Raw genomic sequence first — 24,354 nt, forward strand, 5'->3', positions numbered from 1 at the left:
AGGCCGTTGTCGAGACCACCACGTCGCCGGCCCGTGTGCGGCTGTTCCATTCGCTCCCTGGCAGAATCAAGCCTGGTCAACGCCTGCATGAAGCGGTTGGCGCGTCCGGTCCAGAAACCGCCGATGTCGCTTGCCCGTCAGACCCAGGTGCCGGTACACGTGCAGCTTCACCCAGTCGTTGATGAACACCCACAACAGGCAATACACCACGACGCCGCCGATGTATATCCAGGGCAGGCGCGCCATGATCAGGCCGAACCCCGCAATCAGGATGGCGACGATTTTCGTGCCAAGAATCGCCAGCCAGAGCAGTGGCGCGGGGCGCGGCCGCGTGTAGAACGGACGCTCCGTACGTACGACGAAGAGCGTCAGATGTCCTGCAATGGCCAGCTTGAGAAACACCAGCGATTGCAGCTGCGGCACATCGAGCTCCAGCCAAAGCTGGCCGAGCAGCACCAGCAGGAAACTCTGTATCACGCCGACCAGTCCGAGCACCGTCGAAAGTGTCAGCACCCGCCGCATGTTCCAGCGCACCGGACGGGGGTCGAGGCGCGTATTGTCGTACGCGATTGTCAGGATCGGCACGTCGTTGAGCAGCGCCAGGAGGATGATCATGACGGTCGTGATCGGATAGACGTTGAAGACCAGCATCGCGACCACGACGAAGAACATGATCCGAATCGTCTCGGTGATGCGGTAAATGGCGTAGCTGTTCATCCGCTCGAATATGCGGCGAGCTTCCTCCACAGCCTGGATAATTACCGAAAGGCCCGGGGCGGTTAGAACCAGCGACGAAGCGGCTTGAGCCGCATTGGTGGCGCCGGAAACCGCTATTCCCACTTCGGCCTGCTTGAGTGCCGGCGCGTCATTGACGCCGTCGCCGGTCATGGCCACCAGGTGACCGCGCTGTTGGAGCGCCTTCACGATGTAGAATTTGTGCTCGGGATAAACCTGGGCGAAGCCTTCGGCCTGCTCGATCTTCTCGGCCAGCTCCGGACTGATCTGCTCGGCTTGGCCCCCGTCGGAGAACGCCTCATCCGCCCGCACGATCCTGGCTTTCATGCCCAGCGATCCGGCGATCTCCCGGGCGATAGCCAGGTTATCGCCGGTGACCATCTTCACGTCGATCCCGTGTTCGCCCGCGCGTTTGATCATGTCGGCGGAGTCTTCGCGCGGCGGGTCGAAGAGGGGAAGAAGTCCCAGGAAGTGCCAGGGTCCATCGCCATCGGCGCGGGCGACGCCCAGCGTACGGTGCCCCTTGGCGGCGAACTCATCGACACGCTTCTCCGCATCGGACAATTCCGGCTCGCCAAGCCGGCAGAGTTGGAAGATCACCTGCGGTGCCCCCTTGCTCGCCCGGATGGTCTTTCCCGCCGGGTCTTGCACGGTGGCCTCCGTGCGTTTGGATTTCGGATCGAATGGGGTGAAATTTACGGGCTGAAACCCCCGCAGCGATTCCGGGTTCTCGAGACCGCCGAGAACCGCTTCGTCGATGGCGTCGCGGTTCTCTTCCTTGGAAGCGAGCGCCGCCGCCAGAATGAGGTCCTGCTTACCGGCGCCGGCGAACACCGCCGGCTCGCCCAGCGTGAGCTTGTTCTGCGTTAGCGTGCCGGTCTTGTCGGAGCAAAGTACATCGATTCCGGCAATTTCCTCAATTGACTGAAGCCGTGTGACGATCGCCTTCATGCGCGAAAGCGCCACCGCTCCCAGCGCCATGGTCACCGATAACACCGCAGGCATGGCAACCGGAATCGCCGCCACGACCAGGATCAACACGAACTGAAATACGGAAAGGAACGAATCTCCTCGCAGGAGTTGCGCGAAGACGAGCACCGCTGCCAGCCCCAGGCTGATGTAGATGAGGTAGTCGCCGATGGTCAGCACGGCCTTCTGAAAGTGCGAGACCGCTCCTGCCTGCTCGACAAGCTTCGCCGCTCGGGCGAACTTCGTGTTCGCCCCGGTTCCGGTCACCACGGCAACCACTTCGCCCTGCTTGGCGATCGAGCCGGAGTACGCCGCGTCACCGACCTGCTTGTCGACCGGGAGCGACTCACCCGTGAGCGCGGACTGATCGACACTCAGGTAATCGCCTTCGACAAGTCTGACGTCGGCGGGAATGATGTCACCGGCCCGCACACGCACGACATCCCCGGGTACCAGGTCACGCGCCGGACATTGCTGCCAGCGACCATCCCGCAATACGCGGGCCACCAGCGCCAACCCGGCCTTGAGCGCCTCCAGTGCGTTGGCCGCCTGGTATTCCTGCCAGAAACCGACCACGGCGTTGAACACCAGCATGGTCAGGATAATGATCAGATCCACCCAGTGCTGTACGATGCCCGAGAGCACCGCCGCCGCCTCGATCATCCACGGGATCGGTCCCCAGAAGTAGCCCAGGAATTTCAAGAGCAGACTCTGCCGTTCCTCCTCGATGGCGTTGGGCCCGTACTGGGCGAGCCGTGCTGCGGCCTCCTCTCCGCTCAGGCCGCCACGATCGAATTGCTCCGGAGATTCACCCGACAACGGCGGTGGGCTCGATCCTGAATCCGTGTGTGCCGCAGGCATTTGCATATCTCCACGAGACATCGTTTGCGCGCCGGTTTCCGAGGGCGTCGTTCCGACGATCGACCAGGGCCGATGCGGGTGCACACACGGCCGATCAATTCACGGCGGCCGGCGCAGCGCATGAAAACACGGCAGAGCGGCATGGACGCCGGCCTCCGTGCGAACGCGCGATGCCGAGTGCGCTCCGCCACCCGGCCGCCCTCACGCCCCGTTTTGCTGTAACTCGGTTATTCTTCAGCGCTTGCCGGTATCCTGCAACTCCGGATGATTAAGCAGTTGCGGCGCGGAGAGGTGATAGCACGCCCCCGCGATGCAGCGATCCAGCGTGTCGTCCCGGCCGTCGTCGGCACAAGGCGTGCCGTTTTCGACGACCTGCTCCACGCATTCGCACGTGTGCCCGTCCACCTTGGACCGCACCGTCTCCCTGCACTCCTCGCGCGAGGGCGTGCAGATCGTATCCAGGCAGGGATCGAAGATTTCGATGATGGCGGGAGAGAGTGTTATGGGCAATGGCACTGTATGCTCGTTTGCCAAGTATGTGCTTAATTCGTCCGAACCAAGCTCAATCGTGTATGTACCATGTGCGTAAGGCGGGACGTACACCAACAGAGTGGCGAAGTACTCATTCTCTCCATGAAAAGCGATCCCCCCGCCGGCCGAGCCGTTTACGGCGAAGGCTTCACAGATACCCAGGATCGGCGAAAAGTAGACGCCGAATACAGGGGAACGGGGATCGGCCGTGAATAGAAATCGCGGATTCTCAACACAAGGACCGTCGCCAGGGTTGGCCGCTTCACAAGGCGCTTGCCCGCTGGCTGGCTGACCCGAAGCCGGGCAACCAGGGCGCTGCGAATAAAGGCACACATCCGTTGCGAGATACAGGCTGGGCGGCAACCCGCCCGCAATATTGAATAGTGAAAGGGCCCCACCGGCCCCGTTCCCGCAGTTCCCGGGGCACTCGACATGTAGTTGCGCCAAACCCAGCAGTCCGGTCCACTGCGCTCGAACCTCGAGTTCAACCACGACGTCCGTTTCATACAGAACCAGTCGATCTCCATTGACGTCGAAGTCTCCCCCTCCAAGGACACCCACCGGAAATAGTCCCATGCGCCCTTCGCCAAGCGGGCCGTGGCAGAGCCCGGTCAGTGCATCGCACACCCTGCCTTCTCCACACTCCACGTCCGGATGCTCGCAAACGCCCGCGAGGCAAACGTCCTGTGTGCAAGGATCCATATCCGCCGGGCACGGCGCGTGGTCAGCCACCGGCGCGACAACGCAGGCGCAGCTTCCGTCGGCAAGGATCGTCGGCCGATTGGCCAGGCAAGGTTCTGTTGTCAGCGCACACTGGACGCCCGCGCATGGGTTGCTCAAAATCGAAATCTCCGCCGGTGTTACAGTAACGTCCAAGTATGACACACCGTTCCGTATCGCCGTCTCGCGGCTTGAGTTGAGCACGAACCCCACTTCGTAGTCGCCAAAGGCGCTCGCCGGGATGTTGAGCAAAACGGTTCCGGCGTAGTCTCCGAGCTGAGGAACGGGAGCACCTGCGACATTCTGGAGGACAAGATCCGTGGAACCCAAGCGATATTGAATATAGAAGTTCTGATAGCTGCCTGAATTGGAAAAAACGTAGTCTGTGTTAACGACGCAGGGCCCCTCCGTGCTGAGATCGCATGCCGGTTGTCCGTTCTTCTCGTCGCAACCCGCCCGGCCGTTGTTCAAGCACACGTTAACAGACACATAAGCGCCCTCATAGGCGCCGCTAATTGGCCTGGCCTCGTAGTGATAGATGGACAGCGGCGCTCCCACGCCGTTGCGGCAGCCGGCCGTACAGTCAACTCGCGCTGACTGGATATCGGCCAGCCCCGTCCACGTCGCCCGCACCTCGAACTCCACCACCGTCCCGCCGTGTTCCAGCGTGATCGACGACCCGTCGATTACCGTCCCCGGCGGATTGCCGCCGACGACCCCCACCGGAACCAGGCTGATCGTCCCGCTCTGCTGCCCCAGGCAGGGACTGATGCACCAAAACGCACCCCATACCCCGGCCAACCCCACGACCCAAAAGTTCTGCGCTCTCTTGAACATGGCACCCGCTCCCGGCTGGAAAGATGGACGAACCCCGCGCCGATTCTCGCAGCAAGGCGCGTACCGCCACCGGGCGGCACGCAACCCACTTCTGTCTAGTCGCCGCCGGCATCCGTTTTCTTACGAGCGTCTTGATTTTCTTTTATTAAGATTGTGTAGCAGTGGGAAGTGCAGCCCAACCCGGTTCCCGGTGGTCTCAATTGGCTTGCCCAGCCACGGCCGCAACCCCCTGGGCGGCCCCATTTACCCTGCTTTCCAGCGCCGGCCGAAGCCGCTCAAACTCCTCCCGCACCGGACGGTCCGGCAGAAGTTCCACGAATTGCTGTCCAAGAACCAGCGCCCTGGAGAAATCCCGCCGCCGAATGCAATCCGCAAACGTCCGCCGCAAACGCGTCTCTGTCTGGTCGGCCAGCCGCTCCAGCATTTCCCGCAATGGCTCGGCCGCGCCCGGCTCGCTCAGGTCGACAATCGCCGAATAGACCCGCCGGCACGTCGCTAGATCACCTTCACGAATCGCGTGTTTCCACTCACCCAGCAGATTCCGCGTCGTCATTCGGGCATCGTCTTCGAAGTCATCCGAAGATTCCGGCCCCCATTGATCGGACGCGTCGCCCTTATCTTCCGAATTCCGCGAACCGGATGCCGGCGCCGTGGATCCGCCCGCCAGCGGCATAGGGGATTCGTCCACCGTCGCCGTCCCTGCCGGCCGCACATGCTCACCGCCCACGGTGCCGCCTTCCGCCAGACGAAGTTGCGCGACCGCCGTCTCCGCGGCCGACCGCGCCGGTGGTTCCTCTTCCAGCAATCGCACAAGCCGCGGGAAACGATCCCGGTTCAGCACCGCCGCCGCGAGCCCTGCCGGATCTCCGGAACCGATCTCCGCCAGGTTCAATAGCGCCGCCACTTCCGCGAGAGACGCCTCATGCGCTTCGTCTTCTCCATCCTCGGATTCGACGTTCAACTCCGGCTCGGCGATCGCTTCCGGAGATTCGGCTCCCTCTTCTCCAGACCCGACTTCCTCGCCGGCAGCAAGCGCCGGCTGCCCTGTGCCCTCTGCGGGCACCGCCGGTACAATCTCCGCGGCTTTCGTGCGGCGCTCTTCCTCCCGCGCCAGCTCCAGCGCCCGCAGCCGGCGCTGAACATCGTCAATCCCCGCCGAGATGGCCTTCGCCCGCACGCCGAGCCGCAACAACTGATTGAACACACCCAGTGCCGTAATCGCTCCGGTGATGATCAGAAACCCCAGGAATGTGCTCAGCCGATCCCCCGCCACGGCCGCGCTGAGCGACAGCAGCAGACCAATGCTGATGTATGTCGCCGCGACTACATACAGGGCCTTGCGACTGCGACGACTTCCATCCCCTAGATCATGAAACTCGAACATTTATGGTTTCCCAGTCCAACTCACCCAATTCGAGCTGAGCCGGACGCTGATCGTATTCACTGCTTCTTGGGCATTCGAAGTGGCACGAATGGGCCACCCTTGTTCGACGCGAGTTCCGCCGGATCAAGCCGATCGAGGCCCGCCAGCGTACTCGCCAGCGGTACGGAAACCTCCAGCCACATCGAAGGCGCCAGCGTCTCCACCCGGGCTTCCTTCAGGCCGGCCGGCAGCAGGACCGTATCGCCGACGTTGAACTCCACCGCACTGGATCCGCCGCCATATCGAACTCGACATCGACCCTCCAGGATCATCCACACGACGAAACTGCGATCCAGCGGTACCGGTTGGTCCGCCCCCTCCACCATCCGTACCCGGTCCACGCTGAACCACGGCGAACGTACCAGCGTCGTGACCGTCGTCCAGACGCTTGCGACGTGTTGCTGCCGTTCCTCCGGGTACGGTCCCGCGTCGAAGCGCGCGCAGCCCAGCCCCTGCTCCACGTGCAGTTCCCGCGGGCCGCCCACGCTCGGATCGATTCGATCCCAGTCGAACAGTCGATACGTCACGTCCGACGGGGTCTGTACTTCTGCGACCACCACGCCGCCGCCAAGTGCATGGATCACCCCCGAAGGCAGATAGTAGCAATGGCCCGCGCGCACGGGGATCCGGCACAGCAGATCTCCCACGCCTCGAGATTCCAGTGCGGCGCGGAACGCTTCCGCCGTCGTCCCATCCCGAGCGCCACGGAAAATGCAGGCGTCGTCGTTGGCGTGGACCACGTACCACGCTTCATTCTTCGGTCGAACCGCCCCGCCCAGGCGCTGCGCAGTCTCCTCGTCAGGATGCACCTGCACGCTCAGCGTTTCCCGGGCGTCGAGAAACTTCAGCAGCAGCGGGAATCGACCGTCGATCAGCTCAACATCACCCATCAGGGCCGGACCCCACTCCCTGACCAGATCGGGCAGCGCCGTCCCGCGCAGCGGCCCGTTGGCCACGACCGATACCTCCCCTTCCAGGTCGACGAGCTCCCAGGATTCTCCAATGGGCGCATCAGGAGGCAGCGTCTTTCCGAGCAGTCGCTCGAGATGGCGTCCTCCCCACACCTTGGACTTCAAGAGCGGTTCAAAGACGACGGGATAAACGTCCATGTCGCAGTACTTCCAGGGACGGGCGATTGTAGAGCCGAAGACCTCCCTGACAAGCCGCGACTGAAGTACGCCTGAATCAGGCCTTTGCGTTGCCGCGATCCTCGCCCGTTTGTACACTCCAAGCCGGCTTGTTCGATCGCAGGCGCCACGAGACGCCGACTACCGGAGACTGCTCATCATGACCGATTCTGCGGCACCCCAGGGAACGATTACCTTCGACGACTTCGTCAAGGTTCAGCTTCGCGTGGGCAAAGTCATTGAAGCCAAGGCCCACCCCAACGCCGACAAACTACTTATCCTGCGTGTCGATCTGGGAACGGAACAACGCCAGATCTGCGCGGGCCTGCGGGCCTACTACGCGCCCGAACAGCTCATGGGCAAGAACCTGATCATCGTGACCAATCTTGCCCCGCGCATGATGCGCGGCGAGGAAAGCAACGGCATGCTGCTGGCCGCCTCCAGCCCCGATAAATCGCGCGTGATCGTCCTGACCACGGACGAACCCATCGAGCCCGGCAGCACGATCAGTTAGCCCCATTGGGCCGCACCGCGCCCGAGGCGCTCAGGATCCGGCGGAATGCAACCGCCTGCGGTGGCGGACGTATCAGGAATAGCGAGCCTGTTTCCTTTGCGGCAGTCGTGCATAATGAAAAGGGCCATCCATCCCAACGCAGTCATGGGCCTTACCGGATCACTGCTCTGCGCGGGTGCGCTGCTCGCAACCGGCTGCGCCGACCCCCACTATCGAGTCGCCCGCGAGCGCCGCGACGCTAGCATTCAGTTCGTCTTGGACTCTTCCGCAAGGGTCGAGGGCGACTTCGGCGAGAATCTGGCGGAAATCCAGAGGGTGGACCGGCGCCTGACCGCCAATCGCAAAATCCTCGCCGAAGACATGGCGACGACGATCCGACACCTCGAAAACGACCGCGCCCGGCGCTGGCAGGAGGGCGAACTCGTCCCGCCGAACTTCAGCAATCGCCTCTTCTCTCGAGAGATAACCCAACGGGCCGAGGACTTCGCCCGCCTGGTCTATTGACTTGGGTTCATATCCGCGAACCGAAGGAATGCGGTGTCCGGCGGAAGAGCACCTCGCGCAACTGCGTTCCGAGCAGCAGCGTCGAGCGCCTCAGCTCCTCGTCGAACTCCTTTTTCCCTTTCTTTTCGGGAAGCTGCTGGGCGAATTCCTGCACCCGCCGCTCGAAAACCGATTGCGACAGCAGCAGAACATTGGGATTGTCCATCCGCGGATGCTCCGCCAGTTCCCGCAGGAACCGGCGCTGACCGGCCGACAACTTCAGATTCTCCAACGCCTCCCCAAAAACCTGCCACGCCTTCCCCTCTTTGCGCTGCCGGGCGCGACGAGCCATCAGTACGCCGGCGATCATGGTGAACGCCACGAATGCCGCGATGGTCAGCAGCACCAACAGGGCTTCCCGCAGCGAGCCTCCCCGCTCGAAACGCTCATGGGCTCCGCGAACCAGCGGCGGAAGGCCTCCTACGAACCTTGCAAGAGCCCAGGTGCTCATGATCGCGCCTTCTCCATCGTCACCATCGACGCGCTCGCCGCTTCCCCGCTCTTTGAAAATTCGCCCTGCGATGTCCCCATCGCCTGCCACCGCTCCAGAATGTCGCCCGCCGACCGGCGTACCGCCGGATCCTCGTCCGACTGCGCAAGTTGCCCCAATCGGCCCCGCTGCGACTGCAGGCCCAGGCGACCCACGACCCACAACCCGCTTCGCCGCCAGCCCGGCGACGGGTGCAAGAGCATGTCGATCAGTTCCGCGGCCGCGCGCGCCGACGCTCCCGGCAAGAGCGCCTTGATGGCATTGGCTCGCACGCGCCGGCTCTCGTCCCCCAGACGATCCGCAACCAGCCCCCGTGCCTCGCTGCGATCGGATCGCTCCGCTGCCTCGACCGCTGCCGCCCGAACCCGTGCGTCGGGATCGGTCAGCGCCGAACGCACGATCCGAGTCGCTGTCGGATCGGAAAGGTCCGCGAGCATTCCCACGGCGGCCGCGCGGACCGCGGTGTCACCGTCGTGGCACATCCGGTATACGACATCCCGCAGCGCCTCGGCCGCGCCCATCTCGCGGGCCACGATCAGCGCTCGCCGGCGCACCTCCGGGTCGAGCCCGGCCAGCCTCGCCCGCAGCAGGCGGAGAGAATCCGACCAGCGCACGCGGAGCACGTCCCGCTCTTCCCGGGTGGGATTCGGCGATGCGCCCACGTCGTGAATCAGCCGCCTGATCGCCGCGCCCAGCGGATCACTTCCGTCCGGCGACGGACTCTCCGTCGCATGCGTACCCACCGTCCGTCGCCGCCATTCCCGAATCGCCTCCGCGCCGACCGCGCCGCGATCACGCAGCGAAATGCGCCGCAGCAGCGCCTCCGCTTCCGGTCCGCGCTCGCACCGCAACGCGTTCAGCAACGAATCACGCAGCGCGGGATCGCCCTCGTCGAGAACCGTCGAGTAGATCGTCAACCGTTCGGACTGCGACAGGCCCATCAGCCGCGCCAGCGTCAGACCGGCCGCCACCTCGTCCTCCGCCCATCGCGCCCAACGTTCGACGCGCTGCGTCAGAAACGGTAGGCGCCGGAGCCGGCGCACCCCCTTGCGCACCGCCTCATCGCCGAGCACGTCGATCTCCCCCAGCAAACCGCGAAATGATACCTCATCGTCGATACGCGAAAGCCCGCGAATGGCGTGGCTCGACAGCGTATCGATGCCTACGGCCGACAACCGGAAGCGAATGAATCGCCCGTCGTCGCTTCTTTCCAGATACTTCTGGAGCACAATGGTTATGGGAGCCCGGCGACGATGGACGAGGTCGCGGATGGTGTCCATCGTTTCGACGGGGATGCCGAGTGCCATGAATATGACACCGCTCTGTCGATGAATCGACCAGCGCCGCAGAGCCAGCCGAAGGGCGTCCAGCACCGCGCAGCGACGTGCCGAAACCCGCTCGGTCGAATGGTCGTGCCCGCGAGCCGTCGAGGTGTCGTCCAGCAGCCTGCCGAGTGTCTGAATCGCTTCCCCCCGGGTCTTCGGGCAGGAATGCTCCAGCGCTCGTACCGCCAACTCGGCGAGATCCGCGGCCCGTGCTTCGGCGATCAGCTTCAGCGCCGTCACCCGTGCTTCACTCTCCCCCGATGCCAGCCGCGCCGCCAGCTCGGACCGCCAGGCCGACAGCTCCCGAAGAACCGCCTCCCGACCATCCCGCGACAACCGCGGCAAGGCTTCAAACGCCCTGGAAAGAGCCTCACGGTTCCCCCGTCGGACCAGCGCTTCAATCGCCGCCGCTTGCTCCATGCCCTCCAGTGTGGGCAGAACCTCTGCAATGGCCGCGTCGACGGCCTTGCTTGGCTGGGCAAGAAGTACCCCCCAGGTGTCCGGAAGAGCGGATAGGCTCATCAAGGAGATATCGGCCTGACGCGACGGCCGACTTTGCGGCAATCGTGGCCCAGACTGCTGAAAAGGGCAATTACCCCTCGGAAGCGGCGCCCACTCCCGTGCCAATCCGGATTCAGGTTAACGAAGGTCTTTCTCGAAGATGACCACGTTGTTGCCCGTGGCCGTGTCCCAGCGGATTCCGATAATGTCGAACCCCTCGGAGATCGCTAGGTGCAGCATGGGTCGATGCTGGTTCAGACACTCAAACCGCAGAATGCCGTACTGGTGTTCGCGGGCCCAGGCTGACTGCGCCTGGCTGAGCTGCGTCCCGATTCCCGCCCGGCGGAAATCCGGCAACACGCCCACCAGCCAGGTGAAATAGGTCGAGGGCATGAGCTCGAATCCGACAATGAAGCCAGCATGACGTTTTTCAACCATCGCCACCATCAGGTTGACGTTGTACCGCCCCTGGAACCGTCGCTTGAAGAATGATTCATCTCGCGCTGGACTCATCACCTGATTGTAAAGATCGGCAATCAGGGTCAGCTCACCCATTCCCACAGGCACGATGGTCGCGTCCGCCATGTTCTTCGAACTCCTGCCAGACCCCCGCAACTTCTCTATCGTACCGCGCGGACTGGCGCTGCAATAGCCTCGCTGACCCCGGATCACCGGCGTTGCCAATCCGCGTCGCTGGCGCTACGGTGACGCGCCATGAGAACCGACCCATCCGCTCGTCGCTACCTGGAGACCGGTTGCCTCGCCGCCGCCGCGGCGCTGTGCGCCATCGTCCTCGGATGCCAGACCGGTGACACCGGGAACGCGGCGTCGACCCCGGCCTTGACCCTGACCGATCGCCTGGTCCGCACCTACCCGGAACTCGAGAGTGGCCGCTTCGCTGTTATCGCCGATTTCGAGGATCCCGTGCACATGGAATTGGTTCAGGTCGTCAGTGTCTCCCCATCAGGACGATGCACGCTCGACCCCAACGGCGGGCGACCCCAAACCGGCGGCAGCGCTCTGGCCTTCACTTCCGGCTCGCCCAACGACGTCATGGTTCTGAGCAACGCCCACGCCGATCGCTGGTACCTCAAGCGCGACTGGCGCGCCTACGACCTTCTTCTCATGAGCATTCAAGCGCCACGACCGGGACTGACCGCCGATCTGGCGATCGGCACCGGCGCGAGTCTCAACCGGCGGTACAGCGAGACGGCCGTGCCCCTCGACGCCGGCTGGAACGTTCTCCGCCTTGACCTCGCCGAACTCGGCGAAAATCTCCCCCTCGATGATATTCAGGAAATCCGGCTCTCCCTTCGCGACTCCGGGCCATCCCCCGTGGTGCTGCACATCGATGACATTCTGCTGGTCAGCAGCCGCGAGACTCTCTGGGGTGATCCCGACGGTCCGGAAGATCAACTGTACGCCCAGCGCGTCGGACGTCGCTTCCGCATCGGCGCCAACGGCCGATTCGACCTCGGATTCTCCGGGGGACTCATCGTCGAAGCCTACAACCTCGCCTCCGACCCGTCCCGACTTCTGAATCTCGTTCGTCGAGGATCGCTTTCCCCCGTGCCGATCCGTCTCAACGCCTCCGGCCTTCCTGTGCCTGGATCAAACGCCCGCGACCGCGCCTTCGTCGAGGCGACACAGCGCATCGTGGAAGCCAACCGTTTGCGCATCGTCGTGGACAGCGAGTGGCGAATCCCGGCGCCGGGAGATTCCAGTGCCCTCCCTGCTCGCTGGCGAACCGTGATCTACCGCTCCGGCCGCGTCTTCGTGACCACGGAACTCTCTCCCCAGGCAACAGGCCGCGCGGGACTCATCTGGACACTGGCGGAATCCGCCGCCGCCCGGACCCGACTTTCAACGTCATCGCCCTCCGCCGGCGAGGCGCTTCCGCTGCTCGCCCTGATGAACGGCGACGCAACCTCAGCCGGGCTGCTCCGCGTCTACAACCCCGGCGATATCCGCCTGATCGAGCAGCGCGACCCTCTGGAAAAAACAGTTTCGATTCTCGCACTGCCCGAGCCCGGCGAGTCGCGCCCCACGCCGCGGGTCTGGTACACCTTGTGGTCGGCACCGGGTGCGCCGCCTCTCGATTGGACCGACGCACGCGACCAGGCGCGCTCGTTCCAGAATCCGCCCAAGCCCGTACTCCAGGCCGGTGCCTGGGCGCCTTCGCAGCCGCGCGACGAATCCGTCGCGGGCGCCTCCGACGCCGGATTCAATCGCATCATGGGCCAGTACGAAGTAACTCCCATGGCCGGAACCGCCCGTTTTCTCCTCAAGAGCGGGGATCGTCCGCTGCCCAACCCCGTCTTCGCGATTCCGCTACAACCACAGCAGCGCGTCTGGGTCTATGTCGATTACCTCATTCACCAGCCGGTCGAACGCGGCGACGGCTACGCCCTCTTCGAGGTCGAAACCAAACCGCAAAGCGACACGCTTGTCGAAGTGCTAACCGACGACGGCCGGACCTCCGGCAACGGCAATCCGGCGCGCAATTGACTTGTTCTATTCTAGCGACCGCAAGTAGCGGAAATCGAAAATCCCCGTGTCGTGCCCGTCGGACCATTCAAACTGAATGGCGTATTGCCCCACGAGCTTCGCATTGACCACGCGCACGTCGGTCGGATCGGATCGCAGCACCTTGAGCGGATTGTCATCCCGCTGTTCGCGCTCCGTCCGGCACGTCGCACACGGGCAGTTCTTCCGCAACACGGCAAGATCGAATCGGCTGGTCGTGCCATCCTTCCACTGCACGAGTAGTTCCTGCTCGCGCAGGCGCAGCTTGAGATCCGCGGGCGAAACGGACGCGTCATGCGGACCCCGTCCTTCACCACGCGGCGAATCGGAGGATGATTTCGTTTCGTCGCCCGCCATCGGCAATCTATCCTTCCTGCGCCGCGTGCCTTGGCGTCTCGCCACGCAGCACGCGGATCACGTCATCCACAACGTCGTTCATGCGCACCTGGCTCGATCGCGTCTGCGCCCCGGCATGAGGGGTCAGCACCGTTCGCGGCGCCGACAGCAGTGGATGCTCCTCCGGCAGCGGCTCCGGATCGACGACGTCCAGCCCCGCGCCGCCCAACAATCCCCCATGCAGACGCTCCGCCAACGCCATCGAGTCCACCAGAAGACCGCGCGCCGTGTTGATCAGCAGCCCCTCCGGACGGAACCGCTCCAGCGCGGCCGCGCCGATCATCCCCCGCGTCTGTTCCGTCAGCGGTACGTGCAGCGATACCACGGCCGCCCCTGCATAGAGCTCTTCCTTGGACAACGCCTGCGCCGGAAACTCCAGCGCCCCCACATCGACAATATCGTTGTACAGAATCGCCATGCCGAAACCAAGATGCGCCCGTCGCGCCACCGCCCGCCCGATCCGCCCCATTCCCACGATGCCCAGCGATAGCTCGGATAATTCGCGCCCCAACGGCAAGGATCGCCCGTCGGAGAATCGTCCCGCGCGGACCAGCCGATCCACCTCGGGAATCCTCCGCACCAGGCTGAGTATCAGCCCCATCGTCAGATCGGCCACCGCATCCGTTGACGCGGCCGGCGTGTACACCACCGCAATCCCGCGCCGACGTGCCGCGGTCAGATCGATGTTGTCCAGTCCCACACCCCCGCGCCCGACCACCTTCAACTTTGGCGCCGCCGCGATCAAGTCCTCCGTTACGCGCGTGTACGTTCGCACAAGAAGCGCATCCGCCTCCGCGACCCTTGCGCTCAGTTCACTCGGATCGGGACGATTGAGCTCCACAACCTCGCCCACGGCGCGCAGCCGGTTCACCGCGGCGGGATCGTAACGCTCGGCAACGACGATTCGTACAGAGGAGCTCACGCCCTCGATGTTCGCGCCGCCGCCCCCACCCGTCAACGCAACGCCATCCTCCTCCGCGCGCCTTCTTTGCCTCGCCCACCACAAAGGCCTATCATCGCACCGATGTCACAGCCCCCCATCGCCACCATGCTGGACCTAGCCTGCGAGCTCGCCGTCGGCGCCGGCAAAACCATCCGCAAGCACGTCGGACAGCGCCCCAGCCACTACAAGGCCGACAAGAGCGTCGTCACCGAAACCGACCACCTCGTGCAGGAACAACTCGTCCGCGCCATCCACGAAATGTTCCCCGAGCACGCCGTGCTCGGCGAGGAAAACCTGCCCGGCGGTGTTCGCGGCCCCTCCCCCTCCGACGCCCGCTTCTGCTGGGTGCTCGACCCCATCGACGGAACGCGCAACTTCGTGACCGGCTTCCCCTGCTACGGAACCTGCATCGCCGTGCTCGACCGCGCCGAACCCATTATCGGTGTCGTTGCCGAGCACGCCCTCGGCGACCTCTACCGCGCCACGCGCGGCGGCGGTGCCTGGTGCAACGACCGCCCCATGCAGGTCCGCGCACCCCATCCCGGCGAGGACATGCTCGTGGGCACCCCGTCCACCAAGGAGCCCCTCACGCTCCAGGTCCTCGACGTATGGTTGAAAACAAAAGGGATCGTATTCCGCAACACCGGATCGACGGCCGCTCACCTGGCGCTCGTCGCCCGGGGCTCCATGGCCGCTGCGTTCTCAAAGCGATGCAAGATCTGGGATATCGCGGCCGGGATGCTTCTGGTGACTGAAGCCGGGGGCGTCGTCACGAGTGCCTTCGGCGAGCCCCTGCTCCCCTTCAACCTTGCCGCCGATCACCCCCGAAATGACATTCCCTTCCTTTGCGGCGAGCCGGCGATCCACGCCCACCTGCTCCCCACCATCCCCCGCCCGACGTAGGATCCGCCGCGCGAACCACTTCCGCTGTGCCACTGCGCTTGGGCAGTGCAGCACAGCGTGAAACGCCCCTGGGTTTCGTCCTACGCGTTTTCCTTCAGGGCGCTGATGATCTCCATGAACGCTTTCTTGCCGTCGTTGAAGAACATCGACGTGTTGGGATTGGCAAACAGCGGGTTGGGAATACCCGCGAACCCCGGCGACAGCGACCGCTTGATGACGATGACCGACCGGCACTTGTCGATGTCGATGATGGGCATGCCCGCGATCGGCGAGTTCGGGTCCGTCCGCGCCACCGGATTCACCACGTCGTTCGCCCCCACCACGATGCCCACGTCCACCGTCTCCAGCGTGGGGTTGATCGCATCCATCTCCAGGAGCTTCTCGTACGGCACATCGGCCTCGGCCAGCAACACGTTCATGTGGCCCGGCATGCGCCCCGCCACGGGATGAATCGCGTATTCCACCGTCGTCCCGCGCGACTCCAGCAGGTTCGCGAAGTCCCGCACCGCGTGCTGCGCCTGCGACACCGCCAGACCATACCCCGGCACGATGACCACCCGCTGGGCCCCGTCCAGCATCATGGCGATCTCGTCCGCGCTCACCGACTTGATCTTGCCCGCGTAAACATCGTCCGCGCTCGGCGCACCGGCCTGCGGACCCATCGTCGCGAACATGACGTTCGCCAGCGAACGGTTCATCGCCTTGCACATGATCGCCGTCAGGATCAGACCCGAAGCGCCCACCAGCGATCCGGCGATGATCAGCACGTTGTTGTTGATGACGAATCCCGTCGCCGCCGCCGCCAGACCCGAGTACGAGTTGAGCAGCGCGATCACCACGGGCATGTCCGCCCCGCCGATTGGAATCGTGATCAGCACGCCCAGCACGGCCGCCACGATCACCAGCAGCACGTACCAGACCATCGTCCCCGGATTCCCGACCACCGCCACGCACAACGCCAGGCATGCCAGGAACACGAGCGCGTTGATCCCGTTACGCCCCGGCAGCAGGATCGAATTGCTCAGCCAGTACTTCTTCCCGCCGATGGTGATGTGCAGTTCCTGCAGCTTCCCCGCGGCAACGAAACTGCCAAACAGCGTAACCGATCCGATGAGCCCCGATAGCGCCGTGGCGATCAGGAATTGCAGCGAACTGGCGTGGCTTCCCTCGGCGACGTGTGCCGCGGCCTCTCCCGTCGCCGGCGCACTTCGCGCAATGACCATCGCCAGCTCCGCTCCCGCCACCAGGAACGAAGCGCCGCCGCCGAAGCCGTTCAGTACGCCCACCATCTGCGGCATGCCCGTCATGGGCACCGTTACCGCCAGGAACACGCCGAACCCCGAGCCCACCACCAGCCCCGCCAGCACCCATCCCCATGAGAGAATGTGCTCGCCGACGAGCGTGGCGAGGATAGCCAGCAGCATGCCGATCGATCCCAGCATGTTGCCGCGCACGGCCTTGCGCGGATGCGAAAGCCCCTTCAGGCCGAAAATGAACAGCGCCGAAGCAACCAGGTACGTAAGATTCTGAAGAATCTTCAGAGTCGATGGATCCACGGCTTAGCCTTTCCTGCGGAACATCATAAGCATGCGGTGCGACACCAGAAAACCGCCCACGACGTTGGTCATGGCCAGAACGATGGCAACAAAACCGATCAGCTTCACCCAGAAGCCTTCGCCCGTCCCGGCCGCCACCAGCGCTCCCACCACCGTAATTCCCGATATGGCATTCGATCCTGACATCAGCGGCGTGTGCAACGTCGGCGGAACCTTGGTGATAATCTCGAACCCGAGAAACACCGCAAGCACGAACACGGTCAGAAGCAGCATGAAGTCCACGGCAATGTCCTCTCCACTACGCGCGGCCCGCTCCGCGCGGATTCAGTTATTCGTGTTGGGCATGCGGTTCGCACGCCTTCACCATCTCAGCCCCCTGCCGCCGGGCTCGCCGGCATGCCCAGCAATTCCCGTATACGCGGATGCACGACCTCTCCATCCCGCGTCAGCATCGTCTCCTTGTGAACCTCGTTCTCCATGTTGAGCACCAGCGCACCTTCCTTGTTGGTGAGCTCCTTGCAGAACGTCACCAGGTTGCGGGCGAACATCTGGCTCGCATGGAATGGAATCGTGCTCGAGAGGTTCGACGGACCGAAGATCGTCACGCCGTTCACCTCCACCCGCTCATCGAGCTTGGTCAACTCGCAGTTGCCCCCGCGCTCCGCCGCCAGATCGACGATCACCGATCCGGACTGCATGCCCTTGACCATGTCGGCCGTGACAATCACCGGAGACTTCTTCCCCGGGATCGCCGCCGTCGTAATCACGACGTGGCTCTCGCCCACCACGCGCGACAGCAGCTCCCGCTGTTTCCGCAGGAACTCCTCGCCCATGTCCTTGGCGTACCCGCCCTTGTCCTCCGCCCCGCCCGTCTCCAGCGGGAGCTCCACGAACTTCGCCCCCAGGCTCTCGATCTGCTCCTTCACCGCCGGACGAACGTCGTAGGCATGGACCACCGCGCCCAGGCGCCGCGCCGTCGAAATCGCCTGCAGGCCCGCCACGCCCGCACCGACAATCAGCACCTTCGCCGGCGTGATCGTCCCCGCCGCGGTCATGAACATCGGGAACATCCGCGGAGCGTTGTCCGCCGCCATCAGCACGGCCTTGTACCCCGCGATCGTCGCCATCGACGACAACACGTCCATGCTCTGCGCCCGCGTGATGCGCGGCATCAGCTCCAGCGAGAAGGCCATCACCTTGCGCTCGGCAAGCTCCTTCACCTTCTGCGGCTCGCCCAGCGGGTCGAACATCGCCGCGACGAGCTGACCGGCCTTCATCAGGTCCAGATCCGCCCGACCCTGCTCGATGTTCGAGCCGTAGCCGCGCACCTGCAGAATCATGTCCGCTTGGGCAAAGACCTCGCCGCGGCCGGAGAGAACCTTGGCGCCCTTGTCGCTGTACGCGGTGTCGGCGTACCCCGCCGACACCCCCGCTCCGGACTCGATCAACACCTCGTGCTTGGCCTTGCCCAGCATCCCCACGGCATCGGGCGTCAGCGCCACCCGCCGCTCGCCGGGAAAAGACTCCTTCACCACACCAATCTTCATGGTCACCGTTCCCGATTGATTTTCCCGGCCGGCGTCGATGGACCGCCCCGGTTTCAACGTCCCGTGCCGCCGGACAGGCGACCGCGCTCGCACCGCCTACGGGCGAGAACAGCATGCACGCGCCGTTCCATTCCCACCCGGGAATGCCGTCAGCCGCTCAGATTTGATCGATTTCGGGCGCCCGTGCCCGCTTTCTCTCTGACCGCGCACTGCCGGTACTCTATCAGGATCGCCATCGAGGTCCACGAAACGGCTCGACAGCGCGGCCGGGACGCAAAAAACGAAAGAACCCGTGGGCCGAAGCCCGCGGGTTCTTCCGCTGGGGGGGAGGTAAGGTTCGTTGTCGTCGCCTCGCGGACGCGTCGGAGCGTATCGTCGCTTCTCAGCCCGATGGTTCCGCCCGCAGAGGCTCCGTTAGTCTTCTACACTTCTTCTACTCTTTAGACGCCAAACAAGGTCAAGTGTATCGCGCATTTACAGATTTTTACTCCGTAAGCGCCTCGACCCGTATCGAACCATTGTGCGTTCGCAGCAGCAGCATGCCCTCGCCGTCGCCAAACTGCCCCTGCACGCGACTCTCTCGAGCCTCCAGCTTCGAAAGCGGTACGCCCACTGTGACACCGCCGTTATCCGTCGACGCCGACAGCCGGAACGTCCGCTCCAGAGCGGTCTCGACCCGCACTCGTCCGTTGTGCGAGACCACTTTGCCGTCAACCGGACCCGCGCCGGTCAGCTCCACGCCCACGCGCCCGTTATGCGTCTCCAGGTCAACGTCCCGTGCCGAAGTCCGGACTTCCACGGAGCCGTTGTGCGTCCGGGCTGAAACCCGCCCGCCACCATGGTCCGCAATCGCGACGCCTCCATTGTGCGTCAAGACAGCCACGTCCCCTCCAACGCCACGCAACAACACGGACCCATTATGCGTTTCGCCCTTGAACGGCAGCTCGGGAGGCATCTCAACTTCATAATCGACCCGGGCGTGTCGGTACGAATTCCGCATATCCCGCCACCGCCAGGCCACCCGAACAACGCCCTCCGCCGTCCGTTTGCTGACGATCTCCATCGCCGCCAGATTCGACTCGGCCTCCTCCTGGGACGCGCCGCCCGCGCGTCTGTTAACGCGCACCCTCAACATTGGCTCACTATCGGCCAATGCATCCGCATGAATCGAGCCATTATGCGTTTGTACGTCGACGCCCGAAACCCCCTCCCTGGGAAACGTCAGCACTTCACTTCCCTCGGCCCATACCCGGGGGCTCGCACCGTGCCTGCCGGGAAAAACAATACATCCCGTCGCTGGCAAGAGAAGTGCCAACATCATGACATTAGTCGTTAATTTCCTCAACATTCGGGGTTCTCCCTCAGAAAGACGCTCGCCCTTGCCACCGCCTCCACCTTCTCCAATACCAATCCAATCCTGGACAATCGCTTCATATCGCCGTTAGCCAAATTCCCCAAAGCTCCATCCAGTAGCCTTTTTCCCATGATCTGCGCGAAAACAGGGAGGATTTTTCCCCAAAAATCGGGGGCGCTCACTTTGCGCGCACATTCGACTGAGCGCCCATGCGCGTTATTACCTATGACAGGACCCACCGGCCGGGGACGAGTGGAACGCCCCAGACCATCGGCCGGTGCCCGCGACCGACGCGCCCGGTCGCCCACCACTACCCCTCGTGTGCCGATGGCTCATCCCACACCACCTCCCGAACCCGCTCGTCCCCGGCCTATCATTCCTCTCCTGGACTACCAGCGCGCCGACATCGAATCCCATGCCCGCTTCCGCTGGAACTGCTGGGCGCGCCAGACTGGCAAAAGTTTTACCAAATCCCTGCGACGCATCTTGCGCGGACTGACGCGCCGCCGGAATCAGATCTTCCTCTCCGCCGGTGAGCGCCAGAGCCGCGAACTCATGCTCAAAGCCCGACAACACTGCCAGGCGCTCAAAATCGTCGCTGACTTCCACGACCGCGCCTGGTTCCGCGATCTGCGGATCCGGCAGATGGAAATCACGCTTCCCGGTGGCGTACGCGTCATCGGCCTGCCCGCCAACCCCCACACCGCCCGCGGCTACACCGGCGACGTCCTCCTCGACGAGTTCGCCATGCACGCCCACGATCGCGAAATCTGGGCCTCCATCTTCCCCTCGCTCCTCCGCGGCGGCGGCGAACTGGACATCGCCTCCACGCCCAAGGGGCGCGGCAATCTCTTCTACCGCCTCCGCGAGAATCCCCGCTTCTCCACCAGCACCGTCACCCTCCCGCAGGCCGTCGCCGCCGGACTCGACGCCGATCCCGAACAGATGCGCCAGGCCATGGACGACGACCTTCTCTTCCGCCAGGAGTTCCTCTGCGAATTCGTTGACGAAGCCACGGCCTTCCTCACCTACGACCAGATCGCCGCCTGTGTCGACGACCATCTCTCGCTCGCCGATTCCCCTTCCTCGCTATTCGACGATCCCCGCGAACTATTCGTCGGCGTGGACGTCGGCCGCAAGCGCGACCTGACCGTTCTGTGGGTCCTGGCCCGATCACCGCAGCCACGAATCGCACGGAGCGAAAGCGACCTCCACGATACGCTCGCCACCGTCGCCCTCTTTGAACTTTCTGCCGCACCCTTCCGCGCCCAGTCGGCCTTGCTCTCCGAAATTCTCTCCATCCGTCGCGTGCGCCGCTGCGCCATCGACGCCGGCGGACTGGGCATGCAGCTCGCCGAAGACGCCGCCGATCGCTTCGGCCGCCACCGCGTGGAAACCGTAACGTTCACTCCCGGATTGAAGTCGCAGATCGCCGCCGGACTGCGCATCGCCGTGGAAAACGCCCGCATCCGCATTCCCGCCGACGAACGCATCCGCAATGACTGGCACTCCGTCGAGCGGACCGTTACCGCCGGCGGGCACTTTCGACTCGACGCCAAACGAAGCGAAGGAAGTCACGCCGACCGCTTCTGGGCGGCCGCGTTGGCCGTCCACGCCGCGGCACTCTCCACCGGACCCCCGGAAGGCGCCGTCAGCGCCACAACCCCCTTCGCCCGCGATGGAGCATGGTGATCTGTAGGGTGCGTCCCCTGACGCACCTCTTCTTCGACGTTGGCCAATGCAACCGACAACCGGCAAAGCAAATCCTCGGAGACCATCCATGTCCGTCACATCCTGGTTGATGCGTGCAATGAAGAGCCTCACCGCTCCACGACCCAAATCCGGCCGGCTCCTCCTCCCCCGTCCCGAGGACGCACAGCGCGATTACATCTCCGCCGGACTGACCCCCGCGCGACTCCTGGCCGTCCTCGCCGAGGCCGACGACGGCTCCCTCGCCGGTCCCATGCAGCTCTTCGAGGAAATGGAGGAAAAAGACGCCCACCTCTACTGCGTGGCCAACACGCGGCGTCTGGCGCTGACGGGACTCGAATGGCGCGTGGTCAGCGCCGCCGAGTTCGACGACTCCGTCGATCGCGCCGCGGCCGACGAAGCCGCCGATTACTGTCGCTCCGTTCTCCGCGCCGTCGACGCGTTCGACGAGATCCTCCAGCACCTTTCCCTGGCCATGGGACGCAACCTCGCCGTCGCCGAGATCATCTGGGACACCGCCGGCGGCGAATTCCGCCCCGTGGATTTCGTCCCCGTCGACTTCACCCGCCTCGCCTTCGACCACCTCAATCGCCTTCGCATCCTCACCGAAGACGAACCGCGCGACGGCATCGAACCGCCGCCGCTCAAGTTCATCGTCCACAGCCCCCACTGCGTCTGCGGACACCCCCAGCGCGGCGGACTGCTCCGCGTCACGGCCATGCTCTACCTCGCCAAGAACCTGGCACTGAAGGACTGGCTCACCTTCGCCGAGCTCTTCGGCATGCCCGTGCGCATCGCCCGCTACGACCCCGGCACCACCGCCGAGGAGAAACGCGACTTGCTCAACATGCTCGAATCGCTGGGCAGCGCGGCCGCGGGCATCTTCAGCCGCGCCGTCGAACTCCAGTTCGTCGAGACCGCTCGCGGCAGCGCCGGCGCCCCCTACCAGCGCCTCATCGAGTTCATCAACCGCGAAATGAGCAAGGCCTGGCTGGGCCAGACGCTCACCACGGACATCTCCGGCCAAAGCGGCTCGATCGCCGCCAGCCAGGTTCACGACGACGTGCGCCGCGATCTGCTCTTTGACGACATCCGCCGCGAGGGCCGCACCATCCGCCGCGACATCCTCCGCCCCATGACGCTCTTCCGCTTCGGACCCGACGCCCCCGTCCCCCACTTCCGCCGCCGCACGCGCACCGTCGGCAGCGCCGCCGAACTCGTGCAGATTCTCGACACGGCCGTCAACCGCCTGGGTGTCCGCGTCCCCGAGGACTGGGCCCAGGACGTCCTCGGTCTGCCCCTCACAAGTGACAAGAACATGGCACTTCGCGGTGCCGGAGCCCCGAAAACCGCGATGACCGCCCCGCAAACCGCGTCCGCGACCTCATGATCGCGCCGAAGCACCCGTCCGAGCGCGCGCCCTGGCGCGTTCTTACTTGTGGAGGAACCAAGCCGATGACCCCGACGCCAACAAACTCCTGGACCAACCTGACGGAGTCTCTACCGATGACCCAGTCCGCCTGCCTCTGCGATGCAACGCTCCTTCGCGGCGTGATGCGCTCCGCCGACATCGGCGGCGACACGCTTCCCCGCCGCGTCCTGCTCGCCCCCTGGGGCGAAGTCGAAAGCACCAACGGCAACTTCCTCGTCGACGACCAGGCGGCCGACCTCACCGTGACCGCCTTCCGCGATCACGGCACCGACCTGCCCATCGACTACGAGCACCAGACGCTCGGCGGCGCGTACGCCTCGCCCTCCGGACAGGCCCCGGCCGCGGGCTGGATCAAGAACCTCGATGCTGAACCCGCGCTGGGCATCTTCGCCGAGATCGAATGGACCGAGGCCGCCCGGCGCCTCATCGCCGACCGCCAGTACCGTTACCTCTCGCCCGTGGCCATCATCCGCCGCGCGGATCGACGCCTCGTCGCCCTGCACTCCGCGGCGCTCACCAACAAGCCGGCCATCATCGGCATGCAGCCCATCGTCAACCGGGATGGCGACGCCGGAAACAGTGACAACGCATTGGCACAAGTCTGCGCCATGGAGGAGCCCCCCGGCAGGATCATTCCGCGCGATGACGCGCTCGACCCCGATCGCACGGAAACACCCGACGACGAAGAGACTGATACCAACAGCCCCGACGAACTCGACGGCGATGAATCCGGCACCGACTCTCGGACATCATTCGCCCGTCTTTGCGCCATGCTCCAACTGCCCGAGTCCACGCCCGCCCATGACGTGCTCGCTGCGGCCGGCCGGCGACTGGCCTTCCTCGACGAGCGCACCCGCCGCGAGCACGTCCGCCGCCGCGTCGGTGAGGCCATCTGCGCCGGAAAGCTGGTCGAAGCCCAGCGCGCCTGGGCGGAGGCACTGGTCGCCAAGGAAGAGGGACTCTTCGACGAGTGGCTGCGTACCGCCCCGGTCGTCGTTGTGCCGGGACGAATTCGGCCCCCGGCCAACGAGGACGCGCACACATCGCGCCGCCATGCCGTCGCCCGACGGGCAACCTCGGAGTTTCGCGCCTGCCCGGCGCTCGCCCGGATCACCTGCGAGGAAGCCTTCGTCGCCGACGCCCTGCGCGAAACCCTGCCGTCTCGTTAGTGGTCGGGTGGCATGGCCAAGCGCGTCCGGCGAAGCCGGACGTAGCGCCGCCATGCCCTTGCGAGAACACCATGCCGAGCGATGAATGACATTGGCGGAAACAGGAGTTGGTTGGTGATCCAATATCTTTTTGAGCATGGTCGTTCAACGGGCGTTTCGCATGGCGGCGCCCGCCAGCGGCGGGCTTGGCCATGCCACCCGGTCGGACTCCGCTCGTTCAAGACTTTGACAATCCAGTTCTA

General features: G+C 64.6%; 20 protein-coding genes. 7 read left to right on the plus strand and 13 right to left on the minus strand.

From position 1 onward, the window contains the following. Positions 1-66: 66 nt before the first annotated feature. The 4 genes from J5J06_12125 to J5J06_12140 form a co-directional block, all read right to left on the minus strand. Positions 67-2,565 carry a plasma-membrane proton-efflux P-type ATPase gene (locus J5J06_12125; protein ID MCO6437829.1) on the minus strand — a complete coding sequence of 833 codons (2,499 nt, stop codon included), beginning with the start codon at positions 2,563-2,565 and terminating at the stop codon, positions 67-69. Between the two features lie 234 nt (positions 2,566-2,799). After that, the gene (locus J5J06_12130; protein MCO6437830.1) at positions 2,800-4,653 is read right to left on the minus strand and encodes a hypothetical protein; all 1,854 of its coding nucleotides are present in this window, start codon (positions 4,651-4,653) and stop codon (positions 2,800-2,802) included. Positions 4,654-4,849: 196 nt separating this feature from the next. Next, positions 4,850-6,037 (minus strand): hypothetical protein, encoded by a 1,188-nt coding sequence (locus J5J06_12135; protein MCO6437831.1) that lies wholly within the window; start codon positions 6,035-6,037, stop codon positions 4,850-4,852. Positions 6,038-6,093: 56 nt separating this feature from the next. Next, positions 6,094-7,185, minus strand: coding sequence for a class I mannose-6-phosphate isomerase (locus J5J06_12140; GenBank protein ID MCO6437832.1), 1,092 nt, complete (start codon positions 7,183-7,185; stop codon positions 6,094-6,096). Between the two features lie 178 nt (positions 7,186-7,363). On the opposite strand from J5J06_12140, the gene metG reads away from it, so the two are divergent. Both metG and J5J06_12150 read left to right on the plus strand, forming a co-directional pair. Then, positions 7,364-7,717 carry a methionine--tRNA ligase subunit beta gene (gene metG / locus J5J06_12145; GenBank protein ID MCO6437833.1) on the plus strand — a complete coding sequence of 118 codons (354 nt, stop codon included), beginning with the start codon at positions 7,364-7,366 and terminating at the stop codon, positions 7,715-7,717. A 114-nt stretch (positions 7,718-7,831) separates the two neighbouring features. Then, positions 7,832-8,221: a hypothetical protein gene (locus J5J06_12150; protein ID MCO6437834.1), complete on the plus strand. Its 390-nt coding sequence runs from the start codon at positions 7,832-7,834 to the stop codon at positions 8,219-8,221. 7 nt (positions 8,222-8,228) lie between these two features. Here J5J06_12150 and J5J06_12155 read toward each other — a convergent pair whose 3' ends face one another. From J5J06_12155 to J5J06_12165, 3 genes are all read right to left on the minus strand, one after another. Next, positions 8,229-8,711: a hypothetical protein gene (locus J5J06_12155; GenBank protein ID MCO6437835.1), complete on the minus strand. Its 483-nt coding sequence runs from the start codon at positions 8,709-8,711 to the stop codon at positions 8,229-8,231. Then, entirely contained in the window at positions 8,708-10,597 is a 1,890-nt protein-coding gene (locus tag J5J06_12160; protein MCO6437836.1) for a HEAT repeat domain-containing protein, read from the minus strand. The genes J5J06_12155 and J5J06_12160 overlap by 4 nt, the downstream gene beginning before the upstream one ends. A gap of 117 nt (positions 10,598-10,714) precedes the next feature. Beyond that, the gene (locus J5J06_12165; GenBank protein ID MCO6437837.1) at positions 10,715-11,161 is read right to left on the minus strand and encodes a GNAT family N-acetyltransferase; all 447 of its coding nucleotides are present in this window, start codon (positions 11,159-11,161) and stop codon (positions 10,715-10,717) included. Between the two features lie 129 nt (positions 11,162-11,290). Between J5J06_12165 and J5J06_12170 the strand changes: the two genes are divergently transcribed. Then, entirely contained in the window at positions 11,291-13,084 is a 1,794-nt protein-coding gene (locus tag J5J06_12170; GenBank protein ID MCO6437838.1) for a hypothetical protein, read from the plus strand. Positions 13,085-13,090: 6 nt separating this feature from the next. Here the strand turns inward: J5J06_12170 and J5J06_12175 are convergent, their stop codons facing one another. Next, entirely contained in the window at positions 13,091-13,459 is a 369-nt protein-coding gene (locus J5J06_12175) for a DUF971 domain-containing protein (protein ID MCO6437839.1), read from the minus strand. A gap of 7 nt (positions 13,460-13,466) precedes the next feature. After that, positions 13,467-14,456, minus strand: a complete 990-nt coding sequence (locus J5J06_12180) for a hypothetical protein (protein ID MCO6437840.1) — start codon at positions 14,454-14,456, stop codon at positions 13,467-13,469. A gap of 66 nt (positions 14,457-14,522) precedes the next feature. Between J5J06_12180 and J5J06_12185 the strand changes: the two genes are divergently transcribed. Beyond that, a complete protein-coding gene (locus J5J06_12185) occupies positions 14,523-15,344 on the plus strand; it encodes an inositol monophosphatase (protein MCO6437841.1) in 822 nt (273 codons plus the stop codon). Between the two features lie 80 nt (positions 15,345-15,424). Here the strand turns inward: J5J06_12185 and J5J06_12190 are convergent, their stop codons facing one another. From J5J06_12190 to J5J06_12205, 4 genes are all read right to left on the minus strand, one after another. Then, a complete protein-coding gene (locus tag J5J06_12190; protein MCO6437842.1) occupies positions 15,425-16,900 on the minus strand; it encodes an NAD(P)(+) transhydrogenase (Re/Si-specific) subunit beta in 1,476 nt (491 codons plus the stop codon). Between the two features lie 3 nt (positions 16,901-16,903). After that, positions 16,904-17,182 carry an NAD(P) transhydrogenase subunit alpha gene (locus J5J06_12195; GenBank protein ID MCO6437843.1) on the minus strand — a complete coding sequence of 93 codons (279 nt, stop codon included), beginning with the start codon at positions 17,180-17,182 and terminating at the stop codon, positions 16,904-16,906. A gap of 86 nt (positions 17,183-17,268) precedes the next feature. Continuing rightward, complete coding sequence (locus J5J06_12200; GenBank protein ID MCO6437844.1) at positions 17,269-18,447, minus strand: Re/Si-specific NAD(P)(+) transhydrogenase subunit alpha; 1,179 nt, start codon at positions 18,445-18,447, stop codon at positions 17,269-17,271. 484 nt (positions 18,448-18,931) lie between these two features. Beyond that, a complete protein-coding gene (locus J5J06_12205) occupies positions 18,932-19,573 on the minus strand; it encodes a hypothetical protein (protein ID MCO6437845.1) in 642 nt (213 codons plus the stop codon). Between the two features lie 555 nt (positions 19,574-20,128). Here J5J06_12205 and J5J06_12210 point away from each other — a divergent pair. The 3 genes from J5J06_12210 (at position 20,129) to J5J06_12220 (ending at position 24,112) form a co-directional block, all read left to right on the plus strand. After that, positions 20,129-21,493 carry a terminase family protein gene (locus tag J5J06_12210; protein ID MCO6437846.1) on the plus strand — a complete coding sequence of 455 codons (1,365 nt, stop codon included), beginning with the start codon at positions 20,129-20,131 and terminating at the stop codon, positions 21,491-21,493. 88 nt (positions 21,494-21,581) lie between these two features. Beyond that, positions 21,582-22,901: a DUF935 family protein gene (locus J5J06_12215; protein ID MCO6437847.1), complete on the plus strand. Its 1,320-nt coding sequence runs from the start codon at positions 21,582-21,584 to the stop codon at positions 22,899-22,901. Between the two features lie 65 nt (positions 22,902-22,966). Next, positions 22,967-24,112 carry a hypothetical protein gene (locus J5J06_12220; GenBank protein ID MCO6437848.1) on the plus strand — a complete coding sequence of 382 codons (1,146 nt, stop codon included), beginning with the start codon at positions 22,967-22,969 and terminating at the stop codon, positions 24,110-24,112. Positions 24,113-24,354: the final 242 nt, after the last annotated feature.

It is taken from the genome of Phycisphaerae bacterium (genome assembly GCA_024102815.1).
In the GTDB taxonomy this organism is placed as follows: domain Bacteria; phylum Planctomycetota; class Phycisphaerae; order UBA1845; family UBA1845; genus JAGFJJ01.